The organism is Burkholderia sp. BCC1047 (genome assembly GCF_902833155.1).
GTDB lineage: Bacteria > Pseudomonadota > Gammaproteobacteria > Burkholderiales > Burkholderiaceae > Burkholderia > Burkholderia sola.
In genome coordinates, this window is the sequence record NZ_CADFEH010000018.1 from 93,907 (window position 1) to 107,779 (window position 13,873).

9 protein-coding genes are annotated in these 13,873 nt (G+C 68.1%); 1 reads left to right on the plus strand and 8 read right to left on the minus strand.

From position 1 onward, the window contains the following. Together HWX55_RS19505 and HWX55_RS19510 are read right to left on the minus strand one after the other, a co-directional pair. Complete coding sequence (locus HWX55_RS19505; RefSeq protein WP_175976923.1) at positions 1–2,766, minus strand: LuxR C-terminal-related transcriptional regulator; 2,766 nt, start codon at positions 2,764–2,766, stop codon at positions 1–3. 272 nt (positions 2,767–3,038) lie between these two features. After that, positions 3,039–4,706 carry a fatty acid--CoA ligase gene (locus tag HWX55_RS19510; protein ID WP_175976924.1) on the minus strand — a complete coding sequence of 556 codons (1,668 nt, stop codon included), beginning with the start codon at positions 4,704–4,706 and terminating at the stop codon, positions 3,039–3,041. A 361-nt stretch (positions 4,707–5,067) separates the two neighbouring features. Here HWX55_RS19510 and hchA point away from each other — a divergent pair, with 361 nt between their 5' ends. Further along, entirely contained in the window at positions 5,068–5,949 is an 882-nt protein-coding gene (gene hchA / locus HWX55_RS19515; RefSeq protein WP_175976925.1) for a glyoxalase III HchA, read from the plus strand. A 62-nt stretch (positions 5,950–6,011) separates the two neighbouring features. On the opposite strand, the gene HWX55_RS19520 is transcribed toward hchA, so the two are convergent. The 6 genes from HWX55_RS19520 to HWX55_RS19545 all read right to left on the minus strand — a co-directional run bounded on the left by HWX55_RS19520 (position 6,012) and on the right by HWX55_RS19545 (position 13,807). Continuing rightward, positions 6,012–7,301: an acyl-CoA dehydrogenase family protein gene (locus HWX55_RS19520; RefSeq protein ID WP_175976926.1), complete on the minus strand. Its 1,290-nt coding sequence runs from the start codon at positions 7,299–7,301 to the stop codon at positions 6,012–6,014. A 171-nt stretch (positions 7,302–7,472) separates the two neighbouring features. Beyond that, a complete protein-coding gene (locus tag HWX55_RS19525; RefSeq protein ID WP_244140602.1) occupies positions 7,473–8,150 on the minus strand; it encodes a TetR/AcrR family transcriptional regulator in 678 nt (225 codons plus the stop codon). 167 nt (positions 8,151–8,317) lie between these two features. Next, complete coding sequence (locus tag HWX55_RS19530) at positions 8,318–9,802, minus strand: FAD-dependent oxidoreductase (protein WP_175976928.1); 1,485 nt, start codon at positions 9,800–9,802, stop codon at positions 8,318–8,320. Between the two features lie 11 nt (positions 9,803–9,813). Beyond that, entirely contained in the window at positions 9,814–11,055 is a 1,242-nt protein-coding gene (locus HWX55_RS19535; RefSeq protein ID WP_175976929.1) for a thiolase family protein, read from the minus strand. Positions 11,056–11,080: 25 nt separating this feature from the next. Further along, positions 11,081–12,634 (minus strand): AMP-binding protein, encoded by a 1,554-nt coding sequence (locus HWX55_RS19540; protein WP_175976930.1) that lies wholly within the window; start codon positions 12,632–12,634, stop codon positions 11,081–11,083. A 42-nt stretch (positions 12,635–12,676) separates the two neighbouring features. Continuing rightward, complete coding sequence (locus HWX55_RS19545; protein ID WP_175976931.1) at positions 12,677–13,807, minus strand: DUF5938 domain-containing protein; 1,131 nt, start codon at positions 13,805–13,807, stop codon at positions 12,677–12,679. Positions 13,808–13,873: the final 66 nt, after the last annotated feature.

Genomic DNA, 13,873 nt, shown 5'->3' on the forward strand with positions numbered 1-13,873 from the left:
TCATTCGTCGTCGCGCCGCACCCGGGACGGATCGAGCGCCAGCCCGCTGCGCACCGCCTGGATGCGCGACGTCACGTTGAGCTTCTCGAAGATGTTCTTCAGGTGCCATTTGATCGTCTCCGGCGCGACCCGCAGCGCGCGGGCGATTTCCTTGTTCGACAGGCCACGCGCGACGTAGTCGAGGATCTCGAGCTCCCGCGCGCTGAGGTTGCCGGGCGCACCCGGCCGCGTGGCCGGTGCCCCGCCCGACGCCCGCTGCGCGTCGAACGCACGGGCCAGCTCGCGCAGATACCACGCGCCGACTGCCGGAAAGCGATCGGCACGCTTCTGCATGCGCGCCAGCAGGCGCTCGGCCGCCGCGCCTTCGTCGACGAAGGTGCGGACGAGTCCGTTGCCCTGGCCGTATTCGAGCGCACGCGCGAACGCCGCGAGCGCCGCGCTCTCGTCGCCCGCGTGGTCGAGTGCGATCGCAAGCAACACGGCGGCCTGCGCCGCGAACCAGTCGAACCCGCGCGCGGCCAGCACCGCATGCACGGTCGCCATGTGCTGCGCGGCTTCGTTCGCGCGCGCATCGGCGAGCAGCAGCCTTGCCTGCGCGGATTGCGCCATCTGCCACGTCTCGACGTGGCTCGACGCTTCGTCCGGCGGCACGGGCGACACCAGCGACGCCAGCGCGCGCCCCACACGGTGGGCTTGCGTCGGCTGGCCGGCGTCCAGATGCAGCCGGATACCGGTCGCCATGCACGCGACGCGCAGCCGCAGCCATTGCCGGCTGCACGCGATGCGATCGGCTTCGTCGAGCATGTCGTGCGCACGCGCGTCGTTCCCCGACCGGAATTGCAGCAGGGCGGCGGTCTGCATGAACCTCAGCAACGGCCCGAGCGAACAGGCCTGCATCGCGATGTCCAAGCGGTCGGCCTGCGCGTCGCGCACCTTCGCCCAGTCGTTCCATTCGTAGTAGATCGCCGACAGATAGCCGGCCGACAGCGCCGTCGCCGCCGACAGGCGACCCGCCGAGCGTTCGGCGGCTCGCAACGCCGTCTCGAACGTCTTCGACGCGTCGTGCAGCCGCCCGGCGACGAACTCCGCCAGGCCCGACATGTTCTGGCGGTACACGTTCGCGTAAAGCGGCTCGTGCCCCGACGCCGCGTGTTCCGCACGCGCGCCGAGATCCCGCACGTCGCCGAGGCGGCCCGCGTAGCCGAGCCCGAAGATCAGCGTCGTCTGCCCGATCTGCTCGACCCACGAACCGGCCGGCGGAGCGGCCGCCAACACACGCTCGCCGAGCTGCAGCGATTCAATGCTGCGATCCGACAGCCCGGCGATCAGCGAGCGCACGGCCAGCAGTTCGGTCGCCGTGACGGCGTCCGTATCGAGCCGCCCGGCCGCGATGTCGGCTTCCAGCGCCTCCAGCGCACGGCGCGCATCGACGATCTGCATCGACAGCGCGAGCGCCCACGTATGCGCGATCCGCAACCGCAGGCGGCCCGTCAGCGCCTGCTCGGGCAGGCGCGACACCCAGTCGAGCACGGTACGCACGTCGCTCGACACGATGAGCTTCATCGCACACGCCTCGACCCAGCCGGCGGCCGCATCGAAGTCGTCCGCCGCGAGCGCGTGCCTGACGGCGTCCGGCCATTGCCGTTCGGCCGCGTACCAGGCGCTCGCGCGGCGATGCAGCGTCGCCACCGCGCCGGGCTCGCGCAGCGCCAGCTCCTCCCGCAGGTATTGGAGGAACAGCGCGTGATAGCGGTAGCGCCGGCGGTCGCCGTCGATCGACCGGATGAAGAGGTTGTGCGCGGTTAGCCATTCGAGGCAGTCGAGCGCATCGTCACTGCCGGTCAGCGCATCGCACAGCGCCGGCGTCATCCGGTCGAGCACCGCCGTATGCAGCAGGAAGTGGCGGATCGCGTCCGGCACCTGCGTCATCACGTTCTCGTTCAGGTACGCGGCGATGCCGGCACGCGCGTGGCTGACCTGCTCGGCCACGCGCGCCGCGTCGCTGTCGTCGTGCAGCGCCAGGGCCGCCAGTTGCAGGCCCGACACCCAGCCTTCGGTCGCCGCGCGCAAGCGCCCGACGTTGTCCGCATTGAGCGGCTTGCCGGCCACCCGCGCGAAGAACGCACGCGTCTCCGCGTCGTCGAAACGCAGGTCGTTCTCGTCCACCCGCACGAGTTCGTCGCGCGATTCGAAATAGCTGAGCGGCAACGCGGGCGCCGAGCGGCACGACAGCACGACATGCAGGTTCGACGGCGCATAGCGCAACAGGTCGAACATCGCGTCGTGGATGGCCGGCGACGCGAGGCGATCGAAGTCGTCGAGCATCAGGAACAGGTCGACGCCCGCGCTGTCCAGTTCGTTGAGCAGTTCGTCGAATACGGTCTTCAGCGGAATCAGCGCGCGATCGCGCAACAACTGCTGGGCGCGGGCACCGACACCGCCGGTCGTGTCGACGATCGCGGCGACCACGTATGACGCGAAGATCGACGCGTTGTCGTCGTCCTGATCGAGACTCACCCACGCAACCTTCACGTCCGACGCCACCAGCGCATGGCGCCACTCGGCCAACAGCGTGGTCTTGCCGTAACCGGCCGGCGCGCTCACGAGCGTCAGCCGGCGGTCAAGGCCGCGCCTGAGCCGCCCGAGCCGCGCGATGCGCGTCACGATCCCGCGCGCCGACGCCGGCGCCAGCTTGGTGCGCACCAGCACTTCGATCGCATCGGGGTCCGGCGGGCGGGCCGGTTGTCTGCTGTCCATCGGCGCCATGCTGTTCGTATTCTCCTCGCACTGATCGCGTGTCCGCCGGCCGGACCCGGTCTCGCCGTGCGCCGAAAACAGCATAACGATTCGACGCCGGCCGTCAAAAGTAGGTGATGTCCGTACCGGCGTGGGCGCGCGCAGCGCGTATCGGTCCGCGACACGGGACCCGCATTGTTCTCGAACCGGCACGCGATGTTCAGCCCCCCATTCGGGGGGTTACCCCGGGCGGGGAGCCGCGTGGCCCTGGCCGCCAGCGTCCCTTGGCGGCCGGGCACCCGTCAGTCGGGCTGGTAGCGCTCGCGCAGCGCGCGCTTGTTGATCTTCCCGACGCTCGTCTTCTCGATCGCGTCGACGATCAGCAGCCGTTCCGGCACCGCATAGCGCGAGATCAGCCCGCGGTCGGCCACCTGCTTCACATGCGCTTTCAATTCCTCCGGCTCGACGCGGCCAGCCTGCTCGTCGGTCAGCACGACCAGCGCGAGCGGACGCTCGCCCCAGCGCGCATCCTTCACGCCGATCACCGCCGATTCGCGCACGGCCGGATGGCGCGACAGGATGCTCTCGAGTTCGAGCGGCGAGACCCATTCGCCGCCCGTCTTGATCACGTCCTTGATGCGGTCGGTGATCTGCAGCCGGCCGTCGGGATCGATCACGCCGATGTCGTTCGTATGCAGATAGCCGCTGGCCCACAGCGCCGCCGACGCCGGCGCATCGCCCAGATAGCCTTGTGTCGCCCACGGCATCCGCACGACGACCTCGCCGGCCGAGCGGCCGTCGTGCGGCACGTCGCGAAACTGCGCATCGACGATGCGCAGGTCGACGAGCGGCAACGGCAGCCCCGCCTTGGTCCGGCGCGCGATGTCGTCGTCGGCCGATGCGCCGCCGGCCGCGCGCGGCGGGTCGATCTGCGCGATGGTCATCAGCGGGCAGGTTTCCGACATCCCGTACCCGGTGTAGACCTCGATCCCGCGCGCGAGCGCCGCCCGCGCCAGCCCGTCGGACAGCGGCGAGCCGCCGACGATTACCTTCCACGCCGACAGGTCGGCCGCCGCCGACGCCGGGCTATCGAGAATCATCGCGAGCAGCGTCGGCACGCAATGCGAGAACGTCACCGCTTCGCGCGAGATCAGCGCCACCAATCCGTCCGGCGAATAGCGGCCCGGATAGACCTGCTTGAGCCCGAGCGCGGTCGCGATGTACGGCATCCCCCACGCGTGCACATGAAACATCGGCGTGATCGGCATGTAGACGTCGTCGCGATGCACGCGGCCGAGATCCCGCGCGCTCGACAACGCCGCCATGCCCGCGAGCGTATGCAGCACGAGCTGCCGATGGGTGAACGCCACCGCCTTCGGCAGGCCGGTGGTGCCGGTCGTGTAGAACGTCGTCGCGCGGGTCTGCTCGTCGAAATCGGGGAACGCGAAATCGGGCGAACCGGCCGCGACGAGCGCCTCGTATTCGTCGGTGAAACCGGCCGGCAACCCGGTTTCGTCGCCGTCGGCGATCAGCACGACGTGCCGCACCGTGTCGAGCCGGTCGCGCATGCCCGCCCACAACGGCAGGAAGTCGCGGTGCACCAGCACGACGCGCGCGCCCGAATGGTTGAGCGTATACAGCAACTGGTCGGGCGACAGCCGGACATTGGCCGTCATCAGCACCGCGCCCATCATCGGAATCGCGTGGTAGCACTCCAGGTAGCGATGGCTGTCCCAGTCCAGCACCGCGACGACGTCGCCCGCGCCGACGCCGATCGACGACAGTCCGCTCGCGAGTTGCCCGATGCGATGCCGGAACGTCCAGTAATCGTGCCGAACCCGGTCGCCGTACACGATCTCCTGCTCGGGCCGCGTCGCCAGCGGCGCATGAAGCAACTGCTGGATCAGCAGCGGAGACGCATGGCCGGACGGCGCCGGTTCGTCTTGCGGGTATGGATATGACGAATTCATGAATGTCTCCGTGGGCGACCGGTCGCGCCAGTCAAGCGTGCGGCCACGATACCGGACCGGCCGGCTTTCGCGTCCCCCCTGTCCGGGGGGAACGAGCCCCCGTCGAAACCGGCGGCGAGCCGTCCGGACGCGTATCACGGCGATGGGTACGGGATACCCACCCGTTCGGGGAGGCGTTCGCCGCGGAACGGCGTTGTAGGATTCATCGCAGCACGTATCTTTCCTGTGAGATACCCGTCCGCACGACCGGGACATGACCGGAAAGCCAGGTCGCCGCCGCGGAATCGTCGCGACGACTCACGCAGGCGCCCGCCGGCCACGCCCGCCCCATCCGAACCCATTCCCCGAGCAAGGAGCAGCCATGACTTCCGACACGACGCAGACGGACCGCACGCCCGCCGCCGACCCGGCGGAGAACAACGCGTATTTCCCGTCGCCGTATTCGCTGTCGCAGTACACGTCGTCGAAGACCGACTTCGACGGCGCCGATTACCCGAATCCGTACACCGGCGGCAAGTGGAAGGTTCTGATGATCGCGACCGACGAGCGCTACATCCTGATGACGAACGGCAAGATGTTCTCGACCGGCAACCATCCGGTCGAGATGCTGCTGCCGATGCATCACATGGACAAGGCCGGCTTCGAGATCGACATCGCGACGCTGTCGGGCAATCCGGCCAAGCTCGAACTCTGGGCGATGCCGAACGATGACGAGGCCGTGCAGAGCACCTACCGCAAGTACCTGCCGAAGCTGAAGACGCCGCTCAAGCTGTCCGACGTGCTCGACCAGCATCCGGGCGCCGATTCGCCGTATATCGCGGTGTTCATTCCCGGCGGCCACGGCGTGCTCGCCGGCATTCCGCACAGCAAGGACGTCAAGCGCACGCTGCGCTGGGCGCTCGACCACGACCGGCACATCATCACGCTGTGCCACGGGCCCGCATGCCTGCTGTCGGCCGCCGTCGACGAAGATCCCCGGGAGTACCCGTTCAAGGACTACGAGATCTGCGTGTTTCCGGATGCGCTCGATACCGGGCCAAACCTCGACATCGGCTACATGCCGGGCCCACTGCCGTGGCTCGTCGCGCAGAGCCTCGAAAAGCTCGGCGCGCGCGTGCTGAACAAGGACATGACCGGGCGCTGCCATCAGGACCGAAAACTGATCACGGGCGACAGCCCGCTCGCGTCGAACGGCATCGGCAAGCTCGCGGCCGCCGCGCTGCTGAAGGAAGTCGGGCACTGACGGTCGGTCCGCGCCCCTGCGATGTTCTGCCGGGGCGTGGCCGCGGCGCGGCACGGTACCGCTTACTCCCGCGTCCAACCGTTTTCGTAAAGCTTGCCGGCCAGCACGCCGAGGCGCGACGCAAGAATGTAGTTCTCACCGTCCTCGATGAGCGCCGAACGCACGTCGCGGAACAGCTTCTCGATCGGGAATTCGCGCGTGGTGCCGTTGCCGCCGAACAGCTGGAACGCCTCGTGCGTGATCTTCATCGCTTCCTCGGTCACGCTCACCTTTGCCTGGGCTGTCGCGTACGGATGACTCTGCGGCGACATCCGCGAGAACGCGAGACTGCGGCGTGCGATCGCGCGCGCCATCTCGAGCCGGCGCAGCATCTCCCCGATGCGCAGATGCGTCATCTGGTGATCCATCAGTAGCGCGCCGCCCTGTTTGCGCTCGTGGCAGTACGCGAGCGCCAGTTCGAACGCGGCCCGCGCCGCGCCGACGAACACCTGGCACATGTGCGTGCCCGCATACGACCACGTCGACGCGAGGTTGCCGAGATAGTCGTCCTTCAGCGCGACCGCGAAGCGCTTCGGCACCTTCACGTTGTCGAAATAGATCTCGCCTTGCGGCAGCGAGCGCTGGCCGATTTTGTCGAGCGGCTTGCCTCGCGATACGCCGGGCAGATCGAGCGGCAGGATCATCGCGATGCCGTTCGTGAACGCGCTGCGCTCGCCTTCGCCGTAGAAGCCGTCGCCGTAGTCGGCCGCCATGTACGCAAGCGCGACCTGCGCGACCGAGCCGTTCGAGATCCACGCCGAGCTTTGCCCGTTGATCACGATCTCGTCGGCGCCGACCTTCGCGGTCACGTTGCCGACCGGCTGCCGGCCGCTCCCGGCGAGTTCCTGCCGATACAGGATCGCCGCGTCCGACCCGCGATCGGGCTGCGTGTTCATCCAGCAGCCGACCTTGCCCGCGCACATCTCGACCAGTTCCGCGTTGCCGACCGTATGCGCCATCATCAGCGGCATGGTGGCCGCGCCGATCGACACGGCGAGGCCCGAATCGCCCCAGCCGAGCTCCTCCCCGATCAGCGACTCGATGCGCACGGCCGTCTCCGGCGGAAACTGCGCGATCAGTTGCGGATCGAGCCCGAGCTTCGCGCTCTCGACGATCGCGGCCCAATACGGCGAGCCCGGGGCGATCACGTCCTCCGCCGTCATCCGGTCGAGCTCGCGGCCGATCGGCCGCAGCACGTCGCGCGCAAAACGATGAACCGTGTGCTGGATTGCACTTTCCTCTTCGCTCAGCGGCGTCTCGAAGCCGGTCAAGCCGACCACGGGCAGCGCCGCGGACTTGTTCAGACGAATCATCTCCGTTCTCCTCCTGGACTCGAATCATGTCGACCTGGCAGCGGACGCGCCCGGCCGTCCCACATCTAGTAATACATACCAAACATAGGTCATCATGACAAACACAGGAAGCAAAAAAAAGACAGGGTATTCCCCTGTCTCCGTTCGCGTGGCCGCTACCGGCTCGCGCGACTACTTGCCGGCAGGAACGGCCAGCGTGCCGTAGGCGATCGCGCGCGACGTCGCCGCGAAATACGCGTCGAGCGCCTGCGTGTGCCGCCCGATGGTGCCGTACTGCATCGCGAGGCCGTCGGCCAGCGCGATCAGCATCGTGGCCGCATGCCGGCTGTCGGCCGCGCTGAAGGTGGGCGTGAGCGCGCGCACCAGTTGCGTGAGGTCGCGCGTGAGCGCCGAATACCATTCCTCGCACAGCTTCAGGCATTCGGCATCGGTGGCCGCGAACGACAGAAAATGCCGGAACAATGCGTTGTACTTCGCATCCTTCGCATCGGCGATCGAGCGCACGATGATCTCTTCGAACACGTCTCGCGGCGACGCTTCGCTGCTCATCGCGCGCTTCATGTCGTCGAGATATGCTTCGATGACCGGCTCGATGACGGCCCGCAATACGGCGATGCGTGTCGGGAAGTAGTACTGCAGATTGCTGACGCTGATGCCCGCAGCAGCCGCAACCGCGCGCTGCGAGAATTCGAGCGGCCCGCCTTCCAGCAGCAGCTTGCGTGCGACGCGAATGATCGTGTTGCGCGTGCGCAGGCCCTGCGCCCGCAGGCCCTCGGTGTTGCCGGCCGCGGCGGCGGGAGTCGAAGTGCGCCGCTTTCTCGTGCTACGCGGCTCGTTGGACACTGTCATCGTGTTCGTCGTGAAGGTGGCGTTTCGGCTTCGTCGAATGGATGCTCCGTGCCTGACGGAGCGCCAACGACTATACCCGATGCGCGCTGCATTTTCCATCGAGCCGCCCGTCCGTCGGGCGGCCCGGCCGTATGCACGTTTGCGTGTCGCTACGATCGCATGCGCCGCTACACCGGCCGCACCTTGCGGTTCACGCGTTCGTCGAGCAGGTTCGCGACGCCGAGCATCGCGGTCATCGCACACCATCGCAACGGCTCGGGCGGCACCGACGGCGTCTTGTGCGTCAACGCGTCGAGCAGCGGCGATCGTCCATCGTGAATGCGCTCGGCCAGCACGCGCCCGATCAGCGATTGCGTGCCGACGCCATGCCCCGAACACCCGGCCGTGTAAAACACGTTTCCATGCGCGCCGGTCGCGCCCACCACCGGCAACGCATCGCTCGCAAACGAGATGTAGCCGCTCCAGCACGCGCGCACCGGCACGTTGCCGAGTTGCGGAAAGCGCGTGTGCAGCGCCTTCAGCAGCGCGCGATACGCGTCGTCGTCCGGCACGTTCGGCGTCTGCGAGCCGTATACGTAATGCAGCCGCTTGGTCGTCAGCAGCAGCGTGTTGCGCGCGGTCAGGCGATGGCTCTCCATCGTCAAGTGCGACGTGACGATGCCCTCGCGATTCGGCCAGCCGAGCGCCGCGAGCTGCGCGTCGGACAGCGGCTCGGTTTCGAGCGCCGACACGCGCAGCGGCATCACCTTGTCGCCGAGCAGCCCGAGCTGCGGGGTGTACGCATTGGTAGCGAGCACCAGCACCGGCGCACTCGCGCTGCCGCGTGCGGTGCGCACGCGCACCGTCTCGCCCGTGTCGAAATCGAGCAGCGCGGTGTTCTCGTAAAGCTTCACGCCGGCCGCGAGCGCCGCGCGCCGCAAGCCCGTCACGTACTTGCCCGGATCGAGCGTGCCGCCGCCCGGCACGTATGCGCCGAACAGGAAAGCCGGCGGAATGCCGCGTTCGCGCATCGCCGCGCGATCGAGAAACTGCGCGGGCGAGCCGAGTTCGATGCCCGTTGCCATGCTCTCGCGCAAGCGCTTCTCCTGCGACGGATGCACGCCCGCGCGAATGATGCCCGACGCGCGGTAGTCGCAGTCGATCGCGTATTCGGCGAGCTTGCGTTCGACGTACGCGACGCCTTCGTCGTAGAAGTCGACGATCCGCTTCGCCTGCTCGTGGCCGACCCGCTTGAGAAACAGCTCGTATTCGAGGCCCTGGCCGCCGGCGAGATAGCCGGCGTTGCGTCCGCTCGCGCCGAAGCCCGCGAATTCGCGTTCGAGCACGACGACGCTCGCGCCGCGCGCCGCCAGCTCCAGCGCGGTGGACAGGCCGGCGAAGCCCGCGCCGACGATGATCACGTCCGCCTGCATGTCGCCTTCGAGCGGCGGCTGCGCACGCTCGGGCACGTCGATCCAGCCGCCGACCGGACGATACTTCTGCAACGCGGCGTCGGCGCGCATTTCCTCGCCCCAGCGCGCGAGCGGCCCGGCCGCGTCGGCGCCCGCCGTCTGCATCGCCGCGGCCGCGCCGACCCCGCCCGATGCCTGTCGCGTCGTCTGCCCTGCCTGCGCTCCCTGCCCGAGCGCCATCGCGCCGTGTGCGTCGCTCATGTCCGCCTCCGTCAGTCCCTGCTGAGAATGTGAATCGCCAACGCGGCCTCTTCGACGCCCTGCAAGCCGCCGCCGTTCTCCTGGATCGCATGACGCGCGCCGTCCACCTGCCGTGCGCCGGCTTCGCCGCGCAACTGCGTGACCAGCTCGTACAACTGCCCGATGCCGGTCGCGCCGAGCGGATGGCCCTTCGATTCGAGGCCGCCCGACGGGTTGATCGGGATGCGCCCGCCGAGCGTGAACTCGCCGCGCTCGGCGGCCGGACCGCCTTCGCCGAGCGGCACGAAGCCCAGGTTCTCGGCCTGGATGATTTCGCCCATCGCCGATGCGTCGTGCACTTCGGCCACGTCCATGTCTTCCGGCCCCACGCCGGCCTGCTCGTACGCCTGCAACGCGGCGAGCCGGCCGATGTGCTTGTGCGGCTCGTCGATGCGCCGTCGCGTGAAGCTGCGGATCACGCTCGCGGCGATCCGGATGCAGCGGCTGCGATCGGCGCCGATGCGTTCCAGCCCTTCCTCCGTGCACAGGATCGCGGCCGCCGCGCCGTCCGACAGCGGCGCGCACATCGGCAGCGTGATCGGGTACGTGATCGGCGCGGCCGCCAGCACCTCGTCGATCGTGAACGGCTGGCGGAACTGCGAATACGGGTTGTGCACCGAATGCCCGTGGTTCTTCGCCGACACGGCGGCGATCTGCCGCTGCGTCGTGCCGTACGTATGCATGTGGTGCCGGCACATCGCCGCGTAGATCTTCATGAAGCGGCTGTACGGGCGCTCGGACTCCGAGCCGGGCGGCGGCTCGATCCCTTCGCCGAGCCGCGCGAGCGTCGCGAAATTCTCGTCGACGCGCGACACGTCCCAGCCGGCGTCGAACAGCGCGAACGATTTCGCCTTGTCCGCGACGTTCATCTTTTCCGCGCCGAGCGCGAGCGCGACGTCGCACGCGCCCGACTGCAACTGCCGCACCGCGAGGTGCACGGCCGTACTGCCGGATGCGCATGCATTCTCGACGTTGAACACCGGAATGCCTTCGAGGCCGATCTTGCTGAACACGACCTGGCCGGGAATCGACAGTTGCCCCTGCAGCGGGCCGTTGGTGATGCCGGCGTAGAACGCAGCGCGGATCGCATCGGCGTGGCAGCCGGCGTCGCGCAACGCGCGTTGCAGCGCCTCTCTCGCCAGATCGTCGAGGCTGCGGTCGAGATGCCGGCCGAACACGGTCATCGCGATGCCAGCGATGTATATTTTGCTCATCGTATGGAATCCGTAATAAGCAGGCTCAGATCCTGCGTTGCTGGCCTTGCCAGTACTGTTCGCGCAGGTCCTTCTTCAGCACCTTGCCGGCCGTGCTGCGCGGCAATGCGGCGACGAAATCCACGCTCTTGGGCGCCTTCACCGAGCCGAGCTTCTCCTTGCACAGCGCGACGAGTTCTTCCGCGCTCACCTGCTGCCCGGCGTTGAGCTCGACCACGGCCTTCACGGCTTCGCCCCATTTGTCGTCGGGCACGCCGATCACCGCGCAGTCCTGCACGGCCGGATGCGCCCAGATCACCTGCTCGATCTCGCTCGGATAGACGTTGAAGCCGCCGCTGATGATCATGTCCTTCTTGCGGTCGGTGATGTGCAGATAGCCGTCGCGATCGAGGTGGCCGATGTCGCCGGTGTGCAGCCAGCCGTCGACGATCGTCTCGGCCGTCTTGTCCGGCGCGCGGTAGTAGCCTTTCATCACGAGGTCGCCGCGTACGCAGATCTCGCCGGTCTCGCCCTGCTTCAGCACGTCGCCGCGCTCGCCGACGATCTCGACGCGCACCAGAGGATTGGGGCGGCCGACCGACGCGAGCCGCGTGTCGGATGCGAGCTTGCCGTCGACGAAATGCTCGGCGGGCGTCAGGTAAGAGATCGACGCGGGCGCCTCGGTCTGCCCATAGCCGCCCGTCATCACCGGGCCGAACACGTCGATCGCGCGCTTGAGCTTCTCGACCGACATCGGTGCGGCGCCGTACAGGAAGTAGCGCAGCGACGAGAAATCGACCTGCTCGATGCCGGGGATGTCGAGCAGCCGGTAGATCACGGTCGGCGGCAGAAAGAACTCGGTCACGCGGTGCTTGACGATCGCGCCGAGCAGTAGCGCCGGGTCCGGCTTCGGCAGCACGACCACCGTGCCGCCGCGCGCGGTGCACGGCAGCGACATCATGCCGGCCGTGTGCGTCATCGGCGCCGCGGCGAGATTGACCGGGCGCGCATCGTCGTACGTCATCGCGATCATGAATTGCGCGAAGTACGTCTGCAGCGAACGATGCGTGTTCATCACGCCCTTCGGCGCACCCGTCGTGCCGCCCGTGGCCGACAGCGCGACGACGTCGTCCATCGCGTAATCGACGGCCGGCGGCGTCGCCGGCTGGCGCTCGCTCCATGCGGCCAGCGACGGCGCCCACGGCAGGTCGGCGTCGAGGCACACCCACAGCCGGACCTTCGGCAGGCTCGGCCGCAGCGCGTCGATCGCGGCCGCGAACGCGTGATGGAAGAACAGCACCTCGCAGTCGAACGCGTCGAGCACGTACTGATTCTCGGCCACCGCGTTGCGGCCGTTCACCGGGATGTACGCGAGCCCGGCGCGCCACATCCCGAGCGCGCAGCTCCAGCCGATCACGTCGTTGTCGGCCCACACCGCCGCCTTCGCCTCCTTCGCGAAGCCGGCGGCGAGCAGCCCGTTGGCGATGCGGCACGACAGCTCGCCGATCTCCTGGAACGTGTAGTCGCGATCGCCCTGGATGTACGCGATGCCGTCGGGATTGAGGCGCCAGCCGCGGTCGTAGAAATCGATAATGGCCATGTCACAAGTTCCGTTGGGTCTGGTCCGGTGCGGCGGCGGCCGTCACAGTTGCGTGACCGTGGCGCGCGCGAGCCCGCGCTGTTCGAGGAAGCCGAGCAGGTAGCGATGGCCGAATGCCTTCGAGCCGGACGCGAAGCCCGTGCGCGCGGTATCGCCGTCGAGCAGCTTGAGCACGCCGGCTGCGTGAATCGCACCCGTCGAGATGTACGGCGTGACGCCGTGCACCGTCGCGCGCACCGCCGCGAGCTGGCCGCGGCCGACCGCGAAGTCGACGCTGCGCTGGATCGTCGTGCGCTCGCGCGGCGGCATCGTCGGCGTGGTTGACGCGACGACCTGCTTCAGCACTTCGTCCTGCTGTTCGCGCGGCAGGTGCTTGTATTCGGCTTCCCATTTCTGCCCGAACTGGTGCACCAGCTTCATCACGTTGTTGTCGTAGAAGCCTACGCACGAGATGCAACTGCGCACGCGCGCATCGTGCTCGAAATAGACGGGCAGCGACGTGCCGCCCCACGGCAGGCAGAACACCGGCTGCATCAGCTCGGGCGTCGCGACGGTGAACGATGCATCCGCGGCGTGCGGCACGAGCGCCTTCTCCCACAGGTAGCAGGACTCGTGGCGCGCGCCGTCGAAGATCGTCGCGGTGGAGCCGATGCTCACGCCGGCCGCGCCGCGCGGCCCGCGCGTCAGCGTGGCCGTCTCCAGTGCATCGATGCCCGGCGTTTCGAGCGCGAGCTCGGCGGCGATCTCGGCGAACGTGTACATGTACGCGTTCGACGACGACACCAGCAGGCCGGCCTGGCGGTACTGCTCGCCGAACTGGTCGCGCACCGCGCGGATATACGACTGTTCGCCGGTCGTATCGAGGTGGTGACAGCCGGCCTTCAGCGCGGCCTCGACGCCGACGAGCCCGAAGCTCGAGAACGGCCCGACCGTGTTGCACACCACCTTCGCACCGCGGAAAGCCTTCACGAGCGCATCGACGTCGTGCTCCGCTTCGATGATTTCGTATTGCGCGGATTCGAGCCGCACGACGCGCTGCGCCATCATTTCCTTCGCGCGGCCCGCATTGCGCGCGACCGCCGTGAACGCGATGTTCTGGTCGATCAGCCAATCCATGATCAACATGCCGGTGTAACCGCTTGCGCCATAAACGACGACGGGGTGCTTGGCCATGCTTGTCTCCTGAAACGTGAATTGTCGAGAACCGGTTCGGTTCAAACTCTGGTACTGCTGATGCGT

Bases quoted from the DNA above. Each gene is read 5' to 3' on its own strand.
- HWX55_RS19545 (WP_175976931.1), bottom strand. From the start codon at position 13,807: ATGGCCAAGCACCCCGTCGTCGTTTATGGCGCAAGCGGTTACACCGGC.
- HWX55_RS19540 (WP_175976930.1), bottom strand. From the start codon at position 12,634: ATGGCCATTATCGATTTCTACGACCGCGGCTGGCGCCTCAATCCCGAC.
- HWX55_RS19535 (WP_175976929.1), bottom strand. From the start codon at position 11,055: ATGAGCAAAATATACATCGCTGGCATCGCGATGACCGTGTTCGGCCGG.
- HWX55_RS19525 (WP_244140602.1), bottom strand. From the start codon at position 8,150: ATGACAGTGTCCAACGAGCCGCGTAGCACGAGAAAGCGGCGCACTTCG.
- HWX55_RS19520 (WP_175976926.1), bottom strand. From the start codon at position 7,301: ATGATTCGTCTGAACAAGTCCGCGGCGCTGCCCGTGGTCGGCTTGACC.
- HWX55_RS19505 (WP_175976923.1), bottom strand. From the start codon at position 2,766: ATGGCGCCGATGGACAGCAGACAACCGGCCCGCCCGCCGGACCCCGAT.
- HWX55_RS19510 (WP_175976924.1), bottom strand. From the start codon at position 4,706: ATGAATTCGTCATATCCATACCCGCAAGACGAACCGGCGCCGTCCGGC.
- hchA (WP_175976925.1), top strand. From the start codon at position 5,068: ATGACTTCCGACACGACGCAGACGGACCGCACGCCCGCCGCCGACCCG.
- HWX55_RS19530 (WP_175976928.1), bottom strand. From the start codon at position 9,802: ATGAGCGACGCACACGGCGCGATGGCGCTCGGGCAGGGAGCGCAGGCA.